The organism is Neobacillus vireti, assembly GCF_036962465.1.
In the GTDB taxonomy this organism is placed as follows: Bacteria; Bacillota; Bacilli; order Bacillales; family Cytobacillaceae; genus Neobacillus; species Neobacillus vireti_B.
This window is the reverse complement of record NZ_JBALNF010000055.1, coordinates 1-15,639: the sequence shown is the minus strand read 5'-3', so window position 1 is coordinate 15,639 and position 15,639 is coordinate 1. Positions and strand designations below refer to the sequence as shown.

Genomic DNA, 15,639 nt, shown 5'->3' with positions numbered 1-15,639 from the left:
AGGAGCACCTAAAATGAGTGAAATGATTAATAACCGTGAACAAGATATGATTACACAATCTGAGCGACAAACGGTTTTAAAAGAGATTATCAAAGACCTGCATAACGGCAAAAGTGTGGAGGAAGTAAAAGCTCGTTTTGAAGAAGCCGCTGGGAATATTTCGGTAGCAGAAATTTCTAAATTAGAACAAGCACTGATGGAGGAAGAAGGTATTCCTGTTCAGGAAGTACAGCGCCTATGTTCAGTTCATATCGCGATTTTTAAAGGATCGATTGAGGAAATCCATCGTTCCGAAAAACCGGAAGAACAGCCGGGACACCCTATTCACACCTTTAAATTAGAAAATAAAGAGATTGATCGATTAGTAAACTTCAAATTGCAGCTCCATTTCGATCGCTTTGAAAAAGAAGACACCGCGGACAACAAGTTTAAGTTACTAGAGGATTTAAACCTTTTATTAGACATCGACAAACACTATAGCCGTAAAGAAAATTTGCTCTTCCCTTATTTAGAAAAGTACGGGATTATGGGCCCTACTCAAGTAATGTGGGGAGTGGATGACGGAATACGTGCCGCCATAAAAGAGGCAAAAGAGAAATTAACGAACTATACCGGAGACAAACAAGCTGTCATCGATAGCTTATATTTTGTCATTCGAGAAGTAAGCGAAATGATTTTTAAAGAGGAAAACATCTTATTCCCGATGGCATTACAGACTTTAACGGAAGATGAATGGGTCAAAATCGCTCATGAAAGTGATGAAATTGGTTTTTGTTTAGCCGTACCTGCGGGAGTATGGAAGCCTGAACGTAAAGCTATTGAAGAAAATGCCCTAACCGACGGATATATTCGGTTAGAAACAGGGATTCTTTCGTTAAAACAACTGGAATTGATGTTAAACCACTTACCGGTGGATATCACCTTTATCGACCAAGATGATGTGGTTCGCTATTTTTCGCACGGTAAAGAACGAATCTTTGCTCGTACAAAAGCCGTAATTGGCAGAACCGTTCAAAATTGTCACCCGCCAAAAAGTGTTCATGTTGTCGAAGAATTATTACACGACTTTAAAGCAGGTAGTAAAGATCATGAAGATTTTTATATTAAATTTAAAGATAAATACGTGTATATCCGTTACTTTGCTGTAAGGGATGAAGCGGGTCACTATGTGGGAACGCTTGAATTCACGCAAAATATTAGCTCGATCCAAGAAATCCAAGGTGAAAAGCGGATACTCAATTAGTGGAACAAAAAAACTGGCTCAATTGGCAATTTTGCCTCCATTGAGTCAGTTTTTTTAATTAGATGTTGATGACTTTGTTCTTTCACTTAAGGAATCCACATAGTCTTTTGATTCCTTTAAACCAAGGCCCGTTTCCATTCTATATCTTTTAATGGCTTTGATTTTTTTACCTTCTGCAATAAGACTTAGTAATTCATCTTGTAAATCTGCTGTAACTTCATCAGGAACGCCAATATGTTTAGCAATTTTATTTAACGTTGTGTTTGTACGAGCAAGGTCACTTCTTAATTGACTAATGGCACTGATGATACTTGTTAATAAGAGGCCCACTCCTATAATCCCCAAAATCACTAATTCATCCATATAATCACCTCAGGATATTCTTTTATTCTCAAACATTACTAAAACAGAATTATCTTAATTGAAGCTGTGTTCCAACCATTCCCATTATAAACCATTTGTTTTTCTACAAACAGGCAAAGAGGAAAAAAACCTTTAAAATTAGGCTTTTATCCAATCAGGATGAGTTGACCGCTCATAGTCTACCGTAACTTCAAATGAAAGGATGATATTTATGTATCCATACATATATATACATCACTACCATCCGTGGTATAGCCATTTCGCAGTTCCCATTATTCCTCCACCACCGGTACCGCCTGCTGCAGTAACTTATCGGAATTTATTAGTTCCCTACACAGTGCGAAATAAATATTTTCTCTGAATGTATATGGCCATTTTGAACATATTAATAGGTAGTTTATCAAGGTAGGGAGAATCCAGATTGCCTAATAAAAAGAATGATGAAACTCCCAATTTCACTTTAGGTGGTATCATGCTCCTTGTTTTTATGGGTATTTATTATGCAATCGCTATAATCCTAAAGTGACCAAAGTAAATTCATAACTAAATACTTATAGGAGTAATTTCACTCTTCAATACTACAAAAACAAAAACAGGACAGCCATCCTGTTTTTTATTTTGCCTTCTTCCTCTCTATATCCCGTATACAAATCCATATTATTTAGACTTAAGTTGATTTTTTGGAAAAAGGGTACAAACCTAAAGCCTGTCTACTCCGTGATACATATAAATACAGTACAAACTTACAAGATGGATAGATGGCAGGGAGGGATAATAGCCGTGTTTCAATGGAGGTAGTGTCGTCTCAGGGGACATCCTGAATGATCAGCTAGAGGAAAGGAGAAAATTATGTTGGATTTAACCGTTTGGTTAACCATTATCACATTTTTGGTTACCCTCGGGTTTATTCTTTGGAGACCTAGAGGAATTAATGAAGCAATACCTGCTGCAATTGGGGCCATTATTGTCGTACTATGTGGAGGTGTCTCATTATCAGATCTAGGTATCATCGCAGAAACGATAAGTGGTGCGGCCATTACGATTATGGCAACGATTGTCATGGCGATAGTTTTAGAAAGTTTTGGTTTCTTTAATTGGGTTGCGGAAAAATTAGCTGCCAAGGCTAAAGGTTCAGGAATCCGTTTATTCTGGTATGTCAACCTTTTATGTTTTCTCATGACACTGTTTTTTAATAATGATGGAAGTATTTTAATCACCACCCCCATTCTTGTCATGTTATTAAACAACATGGGCTTAAAAAATCATCAAAAAATCCCTTATTTACTTTCAGGGGGATTAATTGCCACAGCGTCGAGTGCTCCAATCGGTGTAAGTAATATCGTTAACTTAATTGCTCTAAAAATTGTGCATATGAGTTTGTATTTGCATACAGCGATGATGTTTGTACCAGCAACCTTAGGTCTGCTCTTACTCGTCGGGCTTCTATTCTTACGGTTTTACAAAGTCCTGCCGAAAACCATACCAACGAAGATTACCGGATTGTCGTCAAAATCTTACCATCCACTTAAACCAGTCCTTCAGCACGGCTCAGACAAAGATCGTTCAAGATTTATGCGAAATGTACTATTATTCGTGTTCGCTGTCCGAATCAGTCTCTTTGTCGCCTCGTTTATGAACATTCCCGTTTCTCTTATGGCCGTTTTCGGTTCACTTGTTCTGTTAGCATGGAGATGGGCTTATTTAAAAATACCGCCTGGCGATATGCTGAAAAAAACACCTTGGTATATAATCGTTTTTGCTTTTTGTATGTATGTCATTATTTACGGTCTGAATAACATTGGGTTAACAGACTGGCTGATCACGTTTATGGAGCCAATTGTTTCCGGAAGCCTGTTGCATGCAAGTGTGATGATGGGTGTTCTTCTAACCGTACTCTCTAATATTTTTAATAATCACCCAGCGCTTATGGTTGGAACACTTACGTTAACGCATATGCATTTAGATTTACTCTCCTTGAAAATTGCTTATCTGGCCAACGTGATTGGCAGCGATATGGGAGCACTATTGCTGCCGATGGGGACACTGGCTACTTTGATGTGGATGCACATTGTGAGAAAAGGAAAAGTGAAAATCACTTGGTGGGAGTATGTGAAAATAACGGGAGTAGTGATTCCTCCTACTGTATTATTCACATTAGTCATTTTATATTATTGGGTTTCATGGCTTTTTGGCGGTGTACTTCAACATTAAAACGATGATTAAAAAAGAGAATGAAATGACAGGTAATGGCGAAATGTACTGTAACTATCCCATGACCGTAAACGAACGAAAAGTTAATTTGAAAGAGTGATGTTCACATGTTTGATTCAAAAAAAAAATCCACCCCGTGTTGCAGACGAGAATGGATTTCTGACTTACCATTAAGTTGGTTTTTACCCGTGTCGTTCCGTGACACGGTTTTTTTCGTGTACCACCTATTGTTAGGATATGTTTTCTGGCTAAATTAGTTCAAGGGAAAATTAATTTTTGTCATTCTGGGTTTGAGTAGAATATCAAAAAATCGTTTATACCAATTGTGACATTAGTTGCAAAACCTACCTTCTCTCTCGAAAACTATTCATTTACATTTCATTAATTCTTACACAATCCAAACCTTGATTAGACAGTTCTTTAAAGACATTTTTTAAAGCATGAATGGTATTCATCGGAGCATCTGAATCTGCCCCCGCTGTTTCCCCACAATCATGCAGTAGGACAACATCCCCGTTTTTGATAGTTTGTAACAATCTCTTTTCTATTTTTTCACTCCCGCCTCTACTGCGCCAATCTTCCGCCATAACCGACCAATGAATAATCTTGTACTGTTTCAATAGCAGAAAATCAAATAAAGTTAATAATCCCCATGGTGGACGATAGTAGATCGGACGTTCGCCCGTAATTCTTTCAATGATCGAGGCAGTCTTATTTAGATGACGTCGAGTCGTCCAAGGAGCCATCACCCAGTTGGATTTGTGGACATAATTATGAATCCCAATTAAATGTCCCTCGGCATGCATTCTGGCGATTAACTCTGGGTACTTCTCCGCTTTAGAACCAACCACAAAAAAGGTCGCTTTTATCGAATGCTTCTTTAACAAGTCTAGTAGCTGCGGCGTATAGACAGGATTTGGACCATCATCAAAAGTAAGGGCAATTTTATCAGAAGTAGATTGCCTTTTAAAAACGCCAATACCTGCTCCTGCAGTGAGAATGAAAGGAATCAACCAGTATAAGGAAAATAACAGCAATAAAACAAACACGAACTGAACCATTTCCTGTCCCCTCTCCTTCTTCCTACCTGATTAACCAAATGTATACAATAGTTCGTCCAAACGGTTAGTGGTTTCTTTTGCATTCATAATGACTTCTACTGATGCAAACGCAGATTCTTTCGGATGAAACTGTTTGGAATTCTCCCTCATTTGTTGAAGCAGCTCTTCATTATTCAATAATCTGGATAAGTGATGTACTAAATCTTGATCGGTTTCCGCTTGAACTGCAACCCCTGAACGTACTAGAAATTTAGCGTTATCCTGTTCCTGACCAGGAATGGGTTTATAAAGTAGCATAGGCAATTCCATGGCAATTGCTTCAAACGTAGTCACTCCTCCTGGCTTTGTAATCATCAGATCGGAAATAGCCATTAACTCATGCACGTAATCAATATAACCAGTGAGAAGAATATGATGTTTGGAATCCTTTAGCTTCTCCTGCAATTGCAAACGAAGTTTTTCATTATGTCCACAAACAATCATTAATTGAATTGGCTTTGGTAATGCATCAATCTCCTGTATGGTCGAATTCCCATCCCCAATCATGCCACAACCGCCACCCATTACTAATAGGGTAGGCATATGAGGATCTAAACCGAATTTCTCAAATAGTTCCTCTCGTTGATAGGATTGAGAAAATTGCTTTCGAATTGGAATTCCGGACTTTGCGATCCTAGTCTCTTCTACACCTAACCTGATTAGTGAATCACAGACAATACTGGAGCCGACAATATATTGGTCCGTATAAGGATAAATCCAGCAGCTATGATCTGTATGATCTGTTATGGTGGTAACGGAAGGAATATTAGTTAATCCTAATGATTTTACCTTTGACATAACAGCTGCAGCCAAAGGAAATGTACTTACAACGACTGTTGGCTGTACTTCTTCAATCAATTTAAGCATCCGGCCGACCCCTGGAGATAAAATGGTTTTCATCACATTGGATAATTTGTTTACTTTTCTTGTTTTTTGATAAATATAGCCATAAAAACTAGGGAATTTTTTTACTCCCTGGAGATAAATAAAACGGCTAAACTGATTGGAATAAGGATGAACCCATTCCATAAAATCGTAAATCACTGGCTCGAATGATGGATATCTTATTTGGATTGCATCATTTAGAGCTTGGGCTACTTGAATATGACCATCTCCGTAATTACCAGTAAGGATCAAAACTTTTTCCTTATTTACTACTTTCATTTATCTCCACTCCTTTAGATTGTGTTATTTTTATCTATGGGCGTCGAATCCTCAACTTAACACGGCTTCATCACACAAACTGGCTAAATAGACAAAGTATTCTCGGTAACATGTTTTAAGGTTCGTTTCGGTAATAACACCCATCTATTCACGAGCTCTACCATTTTATATAGAATTGTTTTAAAGGCAAGTGCAGGATCTTTAAAACAGAAATAAATTAATGTTATCGTTAAGTAACCAACCCAGGCTACGTATGGAATCACAAACCATTTCACAACAGGAATGGCCTTATCTAAACTAGTAACAAGCGTGTGAACACCGCGGGTGGGTGTATTTAAATATGGATAAATCAACATAATCGCTGGTATACTTAGCAAAAAACAAAGCATCTCAACAATTTTCCATCTTTATTCATCTCCGATTTCCTCCTCGGTCTGTCTGTATGTATGTTACAAAAAACTTCTTAAGGAAAAATACCATTCCTTCTGAAGATTTTCTTAATTGTTAAGGGAAATCTTCAGAAAATCTTCAGAAATTCTATTGTCTTTTCTTAAGAGGAATAGAGTAAACTTTAGGCATTAGAAAGGAGCGTTTACAATGTCACAAGAAACCATTCTAATCATTGATGATGAAAAAGAAATACGTGATTTAATAGGCATTTATCTTATGAATGAGGGATATAACGTTCTGAAAGCAGCGGATGGAATAGAGGGGTTAAAGTACCTGGATGAAAACACGGTTCATTTAGTCGTTTTAGATATCATGATGCCTCGGTTAGATGGGATTCAAGCATGTATGAAAATCAGAGAAAGCCGGAATGTTCCTATTATCATGCTATCTGCTAAATCGCAGGATATGGATAAAATCATGGGATTAACAACGGGAGCGGATGATTATGTCACAAAACCGTTTCAACCTTTGGAATTAGTGGCCAGAATAAAATCGCAGCTCCGCCGTTACCTTCGTTTTAATCAGATGGATGGAAATTCTTCATTAAATTCAATCCAAGAGATGGATGTGATTTCAATAGATGACCTATTGATCAACATCTCTACACACGAGGTCACAGTAGAAGGAAAAGAAATAAAGTTAACTCCAAGGGAATTTGCCATCTTAGAACTTTTGGCCAGGAATCCCGGTGTGGTGTTTAGTACAGAAAAAATATATGAACGAGTCTGGAATGAACCATTTTATGAATCTGAAAACACCGTCATGGTTCACATCCGGAATCTTCGTGAAAAGCTTGAAAATAACCCACGAACACCAAGGTATATTAAGACCGTTTGGGGGGTTGGCTATAAAATTGAACAATAAGAAACGTTTTCTACCCTTCCTTCCGAGAGGTAACTATTTGGATAAACTTGTCCATCTTGTGAAAACAAGCTTGCGAATTCAAGTCATTTTAGCTTTTGCACTGTGTATTCTTGCTTCCACACTTGTTGGTTTAATCGCAAGCCCTTTCTTTGTGAATGAAGATCGCAGACTTGATTTTACGGAAGGGGTTGTTTCCATTGATGAAAGTGGACGAGAGTTGGAAAGACAATTCAACCAAATGAATCAGGATATAAACGGACTCGTAATAGAATTAGGGGATGAAGATCCTGCCTTTAAAAAGAAATTTCTTAACCGTTCTGTTTCTTCTTTAGAAGGAAATGAAAACTGGATAGCGGTGCCAAATGGACCTGGATCGGTTTATCATTTAACAAGCCCTGAATTAATTCAATATCTTATCAATACACCGAAACAACAAGACAATCTCAAGGTCCTTATTACCCAATTGGATGGTGAAATTTCGTATAAAACAACCGGGGTAAGTGAAACAAAAGTTGATATTTCAAAGGTAATGACAGATGCAAAAAAGACACTGGTCGGAAAAGACCATAATGAACATCCCACTGTTACAAGGCTATTCCCGATAACTATTGATGGAGGGAAAAATTATTTAATTGTCACGGGTTTTCCTAAATCAACGGCTGTTTATATAAAAGAAACCGGTGTTACACCTTATCTACTTGGACTTGTTACTTTTATTCTCTGTTTTTATTTGATTACCAAATGGAAGATGAAAGAAATTGAGGAAATTGCTTTAGGGCTAATGGAAATAGCGAAAGGGAATTTACATTATCGGATTCGGGAGAAAAGTAGAGATGAAGTTGGTTCGCTTGCCACCAATATCAATTACATGGCTTCTGAATTAAACGAAATGATTGAAAGACAGAGACAAGCAGAAAAATTAAAGGATGAACTGATCACTAATGTTTCACATGATTTACGGACACCGCTAACTTCTATCATGGGGTATTTGAGACTTGTTAAAGACCATCAATTTAACAACCAAGCACAATTAGATGAATACGTTGATATTGCCTACGGAAAATCCGAACAATTAAAAAAGTTAATTGAGGATCTATTTGACTTTACACGATTAACGTATCAAGGTGTACAGTTTAAGAAAGAAAAAGTTAGTCTAAATCAAATGATCAGACAGCTAATCGACGAACTTGATCCTATTGCAAATGACAACCAGGTGACATTTAGAGTCGATCTACCAAAAGAACAAGTTTTGATGGATGTCGATCCGAATCAAATAGTGCGGGCATTGGAAAATGTGTTAACCAACGCAATTAAATATAGTACGCCCCCTGGCGACATTCATGTGAATATGTACAAAAACAAACATTCTGTCCAGATTTCGGTCTCAAACCCATGCGAATCCCTTTCTGAAGAAGAGGTTACCAGATTATTTGATCGCTTTTATCGAGTAGATGCCTCACGTTCTTCAAACAAGTCCGGAGCAGGATTAGGTTTGGCCATCACTAAAAGTATCATTGAGCTGCATCAGGGTACCATCCATGTTGATTATAAAAATCAAGTGATTCAACTAACCATAAATTTGCCTTTACACGAGGTAAATTAGCTAAAGAGGGACCGTCAAGTAGACGGCCCTTTCTTTTACATTAACTACTTCCAGATACTCATGATTGGCTGGCTGTTTTTTGCCTGTCCTGCATGAGCTAACCCGTAGATATCCTCTATTGTTCTTAATAAATTATAGTGATTAAACGGTACAGTATATACCCCTGTTTTAATCATTGGACCGACAAAGAAGGTTGGTATAATATTTTTGTTCGATCCCTCATCTTCATCCCAGGTAACAATCAAAAGGCTATTGTGTGTATTTGCCCATTGGACATAAGGATCAATGTTTTCTTTTAACCATTGATCTGCATCTTGGATGGTACCATCATGCATATCATAATCAAGATTTGGGATGACAAATGAGACGGTTGGTAAGGTGGAAAAATCCTCAGGGAAATTTTTAAACGGCTGATTAGACTCTTTAGGGATATTTGTAAAGTTTGTCCAAGGATTGTGCTTTCGGGCATACCCATTTCCGGCAGACTCCTTATCATAGCCGACAGAAGGCTGTCCCTCTGAATATCCTTTAAATGAATAATTCTTCTCGATTAATTCACTCGCTAAATTAGCTGTCGAAAATTTAGATTTTGGCATTTTATCACTCGTTACCCCTTGATTGGATCCTGAAAACAAAGCCAAATAATTGGGCTGGCTAGGATGTTGGATCGCATGATAATTAGTAAAATTAGCGCCCTGCTTCATTAATGAATTCATATAGGGAGCGGATGAGTTAGTTTCAATCTGACTTTTAGAGTGGTTTTCCTCCACAACGATTAATATATGATCAATTTTCGGCAGGCCCGCTTTTGCTTCCTCTTTATGTACGGTTTTTTCTTGAGTAGTTTGATTCTTGGGTTCATTTTGAGTACAAGCACTCAGCAACAACATGATTCCAACAAATAAAAACTTCCAGTTCTTCCTCAATGATTTAAGCATCTCCTTTCCGTTCAAAAAAAATAGGATTGCCGGTCCTCTAATATCTATATTCTACTATATACCCGGTCTGGTAATCCAAAACTTGCTTGCTTACTGGTATAAGAAGATGAAAAGTGTTTAACGAGAATAGATTTTTTAAACAAAAAAGCTGTGCCAATGACCATTTAATCATTGGTACAGCTTTATCCTTTTTTATATGTTTCAATGACTTGGCCTAACCTCGAATAAATCCACCTTCTGAATTTATAATTTGACCAGTTATCCAGTTCGCTTCCTCACTAGCAAGAAAAGCGATCGTTTGTGCGACATCTTCCGGTAATCCAATCCGTCCCATTGGAAATTTAGGCAGTAGTTGCCCTCGTATTTCTTCCGTCATCCATGTCGAATCTGTCGGTCCCGGGTTTACAGCATTGACCGTAATTCCTAACGGGGCAAGTTCTTGAGAAAGAGACCTGGTAAAAGCTGAAATAGCTCCCTTAGTTGCTGCATAAGCTAGCTCCCCAGGCATTGGTCCTAAGTCCTGTCCCGATGTTAAATTAATGATTCTGCCTGTATCTGAATTCGATTTTTCAAAACGGCGCGCAAATTCGACACATAGCAAAAAAGTGGATCGCATATTTACAGCATAATGTTCATCAAGTGTATGAGAATTAAGGTTTAAATACCCATCACTCTTTGAATGGGCAGCATTATTTACTAAGATTGAAGGAAAACCTAATTTCGTTTCCACTGAATCAAGGATCTCATCGGCTGCATTGGCGTTTGATAAATCTATGTTTAATCCGTCACAACGGACTCCCATATTGGTAATCGTTTGTTTGAATTCTTCCACCCAACCGGGAGCAGAATTCCAATAAGTAAAGAAGATATTTATCCCCTGTGAAGCGAATTTTCTGCAAATAGCTGTACCTATATCTCGGGGATTGCTGGCTCCAGTTATCACGGCAATTTTAGCTTGAACCTGTCTCTGATTACCCATTATAGCTGTCTAGTCTCCAGTTTAAATCCTTCAACGATCACATCTTCGTCGATTTCAATTAAAAGGCATCGTTTGCCATTGTAAGTAATATATTGCATATTTTTCAATTCCTTCGGACTAATCGAAAGATCTGCCACTTTTGTATTAATCTTAATGGCTTTTGGAAGGATATTGGTGGCTTTAATTTCATGTTTCTCATCGTCTACCACACTTTTAAAGGCATGTTCCACTTTAGCGGTATCGACATCCTCCACCCCACTGATTTCTAAAATGTGTTCAATATCCCGAGAATCCAGCATAGGCGACTCACTTTCATCACGATCTTCACTTTCTTCATAATCCTGGACGATCTTATCAATTTCTTCATAGACATTCGAAATAACCCTGGAATCCACTTCGTCTCCCATCACCATCTTTAAAATTTGTTCGAAGCTGTCCTTGTCCTCCACCGCGGTAATTATTTCTTCGCAGTTGAGAACCTGTTCAATAAAGGATTCATCTGGTTGATTCACTTTTCCACCGTAATAAAGAATGTGATTCACATCTGCTGCATTTTCATTAAAGGCGGGAAACAGAAAACCAGATAACGGAGCGGTTAAATTTATAATTGGATCAACCGCGTTATTCGATTTGAATTCTTTCTCGATATAATCAAATAGTAAAGCTTTTTTAGGCTGATCGGTTTTATTAAGACTGGAAAGGATAAACTCACTTGAGTAAACCTCATCATCCCCTCCTTGCTCCGATTCTAAATCCCGTTTCTTCGTTGCCATCCGGTATTCACCACGGATAAACGTGACCACGGTATCAAATTCATAGACAGCATGAGCAAACATTTTTTCGACGATTTGCAGCATGTTTTCTTGCCACTCATCCGGTGAATCGGTCCGTAAGCCTTCAAACAGGATGGTTTGTGTGCTGCCTTCCACGTCACGCCTGAATTTCAACTCAAACAATTTGGCATCAAGATGGCCGGATAGAACTTTTTTAAAGTTTGTTAAAAATAGTTCCTGTGCCTCGTGTTCAAGCATTTGAAACGGCTGGCTAATTTGGTGGTAGATCTCACCTGTTTCTTTTTTTACATAAACATTAAAGATTTCTTTAATCTGCAAAAGATAGTTGTCTAGTTTAAATTGTTTTCGGATATTAGCAATGTCTTTTTTATTCATTAGTTTCAACTCCCATTTCTGATTATACTGTTCGCTAGAGAAAATAGTAATACTTGATATTTATTAATTTTACTAATAGCAGCACAAAAAAGGCCATTCAAAAAGTCATTGAGTAACTGACTTTTTGAATAGCCTAATTGAACCTAATTAATTATGTTCTTCTTTCTTTAAACCTTCTAATTGATTTTGCCTCTGTTTTTGCCTCTTTTGAAGAAATGAGCTCCTCAAAGTAAATAATTTGATTAAAAATTTCTATTGTTGTCCATCCGCGTTGTTACTGAATGGTCGTAAATGACCCCCGAATTGGTTGGATCATCTGATGTCACGTTTCCATCTGGAAGGTGTTCGTTGATACCACCATTAAAATGGTTATCACCTACAAGGTTTTCACGTCGTTTTACTACAACAAGGATTTTTCCTTCTTTAACAAAGCCTTCATAACGATCGGCTTCTTCTTCAGGAATCCCCATACCAATTAATGCACCAGCTAGTCCGCCAGCTCCTGCTCCAACAGCTGCCCCAGTCAGGGTGGCTGCAATTGGTCCAGCGGCTAGAATTGGCCCCACACCTGGTATTGCAAGGGCACCCACGCCTGCCAGCAGGCCGACAAGTCCGCCAAGTACACCGCCTGTTGCCGCACCGGCAGCGAGTCCTTCTTCCGTCTTCGTACCCGTGGCATCATTAATTCCATTTACTTCGTCTTTGTTTTTCCCGATTACCGAAATATCCTCAGGTGGATAACCCTGCCGTTTTAGGTCTTCGACCGCCTGGATGGCCTCATTTTCAGTATCGTAAACTCCCACCAGGTGCTTTTCATGTTCATACATTGAAATTCCTCCTTTGTACGAGTAGTCCTTATTACAAATACCCGCACGGAGGAGGAATGAAACATTTGTTTATTCATCCAGAAATAAAAAAACAAAAAATAAGAAAAAGCCCATGGAGGCTTTTTCTTATTTTAAGCGATAGGAGTAGCTTGCTTTTAATTAGTAAAAGCAAGTTGCTCCAATGATGATTAACAAAATGAATAATACAACGATTAATGCAAAGCCGCCGCCATAACCAAAGCCTCCGCCGCCGTATCCGTAACCTCCGCAGCCACAGCCACCAAATCCACCGAATCCTCCGTAACCGAACATAAGTAAAACCCCTTTCTATCCGTATTTTTTAATTAATAAAATCCTCCGCCGTATCCGCCCATAAAGGACGCACCGATAATAATTAGAAGGATAAATAAAACAACCACTAAAGCGAATCCTCCGCCGTATCCTGCACCATCCATATCAAAAACCTCCTTTTCAACTACTCCCTACAAAGTATGATTAAATTCAAAAGATGTAAGGGCTCTTCCAAATGAAGCCTATCGGTTTTTTTGTACGTAAATACGATGGATACACGACTTGTTGCTCCACTATCTCCTTAAATGAAAGAAAGCCCATTTTACAAATAAGTAAAAGGGCACTTAAATTTATAGTTTGATAAAAAAATAGTAAGAAGAAACTACTATAAGGACTAGGCAAATGATAATGATTGTAAATACATAGGCTGCTTGGATGGCCGCTGGTACAACCGGGACTAACAACAGCAATAAACCTGTTATCACAAAGACCTTCCCGCCAAACCGGTGCGTTTTTTTCCAAACATCCTCATTCGCTAACGTCCATGGTGTACGGATTCCAACAAAATAATTAGGCTTGAATTTGGGACTCAAGTTGCCAATAAAGATAAATAATAAACCAACAAGTTCAGGTACGACGTATTTTGGATTCACGATTCCTAATCCGCTTGAAATTTGCACCAACTGAATTAAGAAAAGAAAGCATAGTATTCCATTCATGATTCGAAAATAGGGTCCTTGAAAACGCTGGAAATTACTTTTCTTTGGATCAATTTTAGGTAATACACTTGTTAATAGGTACAAAACAATCATGATTCCAGGTAATAAAAATAAACCAAAAGATTTTTGATTATAGTCATCTGGGGCACCTTTATAGTTCCAATGCACGGCGATCCGGTCTGGTAAATAAGGATAAGAAATAAACGTTAAAATGATGCTCATTATTATGATAGCCAATCCAAACCCATATTTTTTCATTTCAAATCCCCCTCTTCATCCTTTCTAAGGAAGTCCATAAACCACGTGACGACATCTTCAAACACAGTTGTATTGAGAGAATAGATCACTTGCTGGCCTTTTTTTTCCGAATCGACCAAGTTTGCCTGCTTTAATAAATTCAAATGGTGCGAAATGCTTGGTTTGGTCATATTAAAATGCTCAGCAATTTCTCCAGCAGATAAATCTTTCTTTTTAAGTAAATGGAGAATTTTCCTTCTGCTCGGATCGGATAATGCCTTAAAAGCATCATTCATGTTAAAGCCTCTTTTCTCGTTAAAAATCCCCGTAATCCTTAATTAGGTATTTAGACAATTATCTAAATATAGAATATGCCCAGGGATAAAAAAGGTCAATATTTCCTGTAAAATATTCACAAAAATATCTAAAAATGAATTGTGAATATAGTCAAAAAAAATGGCAAACGGATATCCGTATACCATTAAGGAATTAAAAGGTCCACTCACTTCTACCCTGCATAGTTTTCATTTTCTTCAATAATCGATACACCATGAATGGTTGCGTTTGTTTGTTGTGCTTGGATCTGGTTCTTTGCGTCTTCCTCACTCGCAGCATTTACATTCTTAAAAAAAGTGACTCCGCCAAACTCATATTCAACAGAGAAGGTCTTTTGTTTGGTTTGATCCATCTTTTATACCTCCTTTCTTAAGCAGTACTTTAACGAACATTGGCAAATTTTTGTTGTGATATAACCGTCTTAATTATCTCCCATTCTCCTTTGATTTATGTTTCCACTACAACGAACTTACCAAAGGTGATTTTATCAATAACATTTCAATTAACTAAACTGGCAGGAAAAATGAATTCATATGGAGAAACTTTAATAACAATCGTGATTAAGGGGTGGTTTTTAAAAAATTGCTAATAAAATTGTTATTATCTAAATAACATTCACAGGAGAAGAAAAAACATGAGAGTGAAAGACATTACAGTTAAAAAAAACCTATCTGTAGATGAATTAATCAGGTTTATTGAAACAGCCAATAAATTTGAAAGCGATATAAAAATGAAAAGAGCGAATTTCACGGTCGATGCTAAAAGCATTATTGGTATCCTAACCATCGTGAGGGCTGGAATTGATGTAACCATCACAGCTAAAGGTGATGATGATGAAGAAGCATTGAAGGCAATTATAAATTTATTGATATAAAAAAGGAACAACTTACTTTAAGTCGATATCGATGTAATGAGAAAGAGGAATTAAATAGCAGAGGATTCATAGATGGAAGTAGTTCAGTTTTGCTGCTTGAAAAATCAGACGGGCAAATTCTCTGAAAATAGGGCAGCTTGGAACGGTTTGAGGATAAATTATATCAGTTGTGTACGAATTCGAGGTATCTTCGGACAACATGTGGCTATATTATTTCTGCCCTGTCCGAAGTCGAGACAACTTCGGACACCAGAAGGTAAAATGACTTCAG

The 15,639-nt window shown here is 37.7% G+C and carries 19 protein-coding genes; 6 read left to right on the top strand and 13 right to left on the bottom strand.

What is annotated here, in order from left to right; translation table 11 throughout:
• Positions 1-13: 13 nt before the first annotated feature.
• A complete protein-coding gene (locus V7077_RS21045; protein WP_335505530.1) occupies positions 14-1,243 on the top strand; it encodes a DUF438 domain-containing protein in 1,230 nt (409 codons plus the stop codon).
• Between the two features lie 54 nt (positions 1,244-1,297).
• Here V7077_RS21045 and V7077_RS21040 read toward each other — a convergent pair whose 3' ends face one another.
• On the bottom strand, positions 1,298-1,606 hold the full coding sequence (locus tag V7077_RS21040) for a ribosomal protein L7/L12 (RefSeq protein ID WP_335505528.1): 309 nt from the start codon (positions 1,604-1,606) through the stop codon (positions 1,298-1,300).
• An 849-nt stretch (positions 1,607-2,455) separates the two neighbouring features.
• On the opposite strand from V7077_RS21040, the gene V7077_RS21035 reads away from it, so the two are divergent.
• On the top strand, positions 2,456-3,817 hold the full coding sequence (locus V7077_RS21035; protein ID WP_335505525.1) for an arsenic transporter: 1,362 nt from the start codon (positions 2,456-2,458) through the stop codon (positions 3,815-3,817).
• A 371-nt stretch (positions 3,818-4,188) separates the two neighbouring features.
• On the opposite strand, the gene V7077_RS21030 is transcribed toward V7077_RS21035, so the two are convergent.
• The 3 genes from V7077_RS21030 to V7077_RS21020 all read right to left on the bottom strand — a co-directional run bounded on the left by V7077_RS21030 (position 4,189) and on the right by V7077_RS21020 (position 6,458).
• Positions 4,189-4,878: a polysaccharide deacetylase family protein gene (locus tag V7077_RS21030; RefSeq protein WP_335505523.1), complete on the bottom strand. Its 690-nt coding sequence runs from the start codon at positions 4,876-4,878 to the stop codon at positions 4,189-4,191.
• Between the two features lie 30 nt (positions 4,879-4,908).
• Positions 4,909-6,081: an MGDG synthase family glycosyltransferase gene (locus V7077_RS21025; protein ID WP_335505521.1), complete on the bottom strand. Its 1,173-nt coding sequence runs from the start codon at positions 6,079-6,081 to the stop codon at positions 4,909-4,911.
• Between the two features lie 83 nt (positions 6,082-6,164).
• Positions 6,165-6,458, bottom strand: a complete 294-nt coding sequence (locus tag V7077_RS21020) for a hypothetical protein (RefSeq protein ID WP_335505519.1) — start codon at positions 6,456-6,458, stop codon at positions 6,165-6,167.
• Between the two features lie 220 nt (positions 6,459-6,678).
• Between V7077_RS21020 and V7077_RS21015 the strand changes: the two genes are divergently transcribed.
• Both V7077_RS21015 and V7077_RS21010 read left to right on the top strand, forming a co-directional pair.
• Entirely contained in the window at positions 6,679-7,395 is a 717-nt protein-coding gene (locus tag V7077_RS21015) for a response regulator transcription factor (protein ID WP_335505517.1), read from the top strand.
• A 37-nt stretch (positions 7,396-7,432) separates the two neighbouring features.
• A complete protein-coding gene (locus V7077_RS21010; protein ID WP_335505515.1) occupies positions 7,433-8,998 on the top strand; it encodes a HAMP domain-containing sensor histidine kinase in 1,566 nt (521 codons plus the stop codon).
• A 44-nt stretch (positions 8,999-9,042) separates the two neighbouring features.
• Here the strand turns inward: V7077_RS21010 and V7077_RS21005 are convergent, their stop codons facing one another.
• From V7077_RS21005 to V7077_RS20965, 9 genes are all read right to left on the bottom strand, one after another.
• Positions 9,043-9,924: an alkaline phosphatase family protein gene (locus tag V7077_RS21005; protein WP_335505513.1), complete on the bottom strand. Its 882-nt coding sequence runs from the start codon at positions 9,922-9,924 to the stop codon at positions 9,043-9,045.
• Positions 9,925-10,150: 226 nt separating this feature from the next.
• Positions 10,151-10,915, bottom strand: a complete 765-nt coding sequence (locus V7077_RS21000; RefSeq protein ID WP_335505511.1) for an SDR family oxidoreductase — start codon at positions 10,913-10,915, stop codon at positions 10,151-10,153.
• Positions 10,915-12,084 carry a DUF4317 domain-containing protein gene (locus V7077_RS20995; RefSeq protein WP_335505509.1) on the bottom strand — a complete coding sequence of 390 codons (1,170 nt, stop codon included), beginning with the start codon at positions 12,082-12,084 and terminating at the stop codon, positions 10,915-10,917. The genes V7077_RS21000 and V7077_RS20995 overlap by 1 nt, the downstream gene beginning before the upstream one ends.
• 242 nt (positions 12,085-12,326) lie before the next feature.
• The gene (locus tag V7077_RS20990; RefSeq protein WP_335505507.1) at positions 12,327-12,911 is read right to left on the bottom strand and encodes a general stress protein; all 585 of its coding nucleotides are present in this window, start codon (positions 12,909-12,911) and stop codon (positions 12,327-12,329) included.
• 159 nt (positions 12,912-13,070) lie between these two features.
• On the bottom strand, positions 13,071-13,223 hold the full coding sequence (locus tag V7077_RS20985) for a YjcZ family sporulation protein (RefSeq protein WP_335505505.1): 153 nt from the start codon (positions 13,221-13,223) through the stop codon (positions 13,071-13,073).
• 32 nt (positions 13,224-13,255) lie between these two features.
• Positions 13,256-13,366 (bottom strand): YjcZ family sporulation protein, encoded by a 111-nt coding sequence (locus tag V7077_RS20980; protein WP_335505504.1) that lies wholly within the window; start codon positions 13,364-13,366, stop codon positions 13,256-13,258.
• A 186-nt stretch (positions 13,367-13,552) separates the two neighbouring features.
• Positions 13,553-14,179, bottom strand: a complete 627-nt coding sequence (locus V7077_RS20975) for an SdpI family protein (protein WP_335505502.1) — start codon at positions 14,177-14,179, stop codon at positions 13,553-13,555.
• Complete coding sequence (locus V7077_RS20970; RefSeq protein ID WP_335505500.1) at positions 14,176-14,454, bottom strand: autorepressor SdpR family transcription factor; 279 nt, start codon at positions 14,452-14,454, stop codon at positions 14,176-14,178. Before V7077_RS20970 ends, V7077_RS20975 begins: the two co-directional genes overlap by 4 nt.
• A 212-nt stretch (positions 14,455-14,666) precedes the next feature.
• Positions 14,667-14,846 carry a hypothetical protein gene (locus V7077_RS20965; RefSeq protein ID WP_335505499.1) on the bottom strand — a complete coding sequence of 60 codons (180 nt, stop codon included), beginning with the start codon at positions 14,844-14,846 and terminating at the stop codon, positions 14,667-14,669.
• Positions 14,847-15,128: 282 nt separating this feature from the next.
• Between V7077_RS20965 and V7077_RS20960 the strand changes: the two genes are divergently transcribed.
• The gene (locus V7077_RS20960) at positions 15,129-15,368 is read left to right on the top strand and encodes an HPr family phosphocarrier protein (protein ID WP_335505498.1); all 240 of its coding nucleotides are present in this window, start codon (positions 15,129-15,131) and stop codon (positions 15,366-15,368) included.
• A 72-nt stretch (positions 15,369-15,440) separates the two neighbouring features.
• The coding region (locus V7077_RS20955; protein ID WP_335505497.1) for a hypothetical protein at positions 15,441-15,639 on the top strand (199 nt) is incomplete at its 3' end.

Coding starts and splice junctions, on each gene's coding strand:
- V7077_RS20975 (WP_335505502.1), bottom strand. CDS start 14,179: ATGAAAAAATATGGGTTTGGATTGGCTATCATAATAATGAGCATCATT.
- V7077_RS20980 (WP_335505504.1), bottom strand. CDS start 13,366: ATGGATGGTGCAGGATACGGCGGAGGATTCGCTTTAGTGGTTGTTTTA.
- V7077_RS21030 (WP_335505523.1), bottom strand. CDS start 4,878: ATGGTTCAGTTCGTGTTTGTTTTATTGCTGTTATTTTCCTTATACTGG.
- V7077_RS21035 (WP_335505525.1), top strand. CDS start 2,456: ATGTTGGATTTAACCGTTTGGTTAACCATTATCACATTTTTGGTTACC.
- V7077_RS20965 (WP_335505499.1), bottom strand. CDS start 14,846: ATGGATCAAACCAAACAAAAGACCTTCTCTGTTGAATATGAGTTTGGC.
- V7077_RS21045 (WP_335505530.1), top strand. CDS start 14: ATGAGTGAAATGATTAATAACCGTGAACAAGATATGATTACACAATCT.
- V7077_RS21000 (WP_335505511.1), bottom strand. CDS start 10,915: ATGGGTAATCAGAGACAGGTTCAAGCTAAAATTGCCGTGATAACTGGA.
- V7077_RS20995 (WP_335505509.1), bottom strand. CDS start 12,084: ATGAATAAAAAAGACATTGCTAATATCCGAAAACAATTTAAACTAGAC.
- V7077_RS21040 (WP_335505528.1), bottom strand. CDS start 1,606: ATGGATGAATTAGTGATTTTGGGGATTATAGGAGTGGGCCTCTTATTA.
- V7077_RS20990 (WP_335505507.1), bottom strand. CDS start 12,911: ATGTATGAACATGAAAAGCACCTGGTGGGAGTTTACGATACTGAAAAT.
- V7077_RS20960 (WP_335505498.1), top strand. CDS start 15,129: ATGAGAGTGAAAGACATTACAGTTAAAAAAAACCTATCTGTAGATGAA.
- V7077_RS20985 (WP_335505505.1), bottom strand. CDS start 13,223: ATGTTCGGTTACGGAGGATTCGGTGGATTTGGTGGCTGTGGCTGCGGA.
- V7077_RS21015 (WP_335505517.1), top strand. CDS start 6,679: ATGTCACAAGAAACCATTCTAATCATTGATGATGAAAAAGAAATACGT.
- V7077_RS21025 (WP_335505521.1), bottom strand. CDS start 6,081: ATGAAAGTAGTAAATAAGGAAAAAGTTTTGATCCTTACTGGTAATTAC.
- V7077_RS20970 (WP_335505500.1), bottom strand. CDS start 14,454: ATGAATGATGCTTTTAAGGCATTATCCGATCCGAGCAGAAGGAAAATT.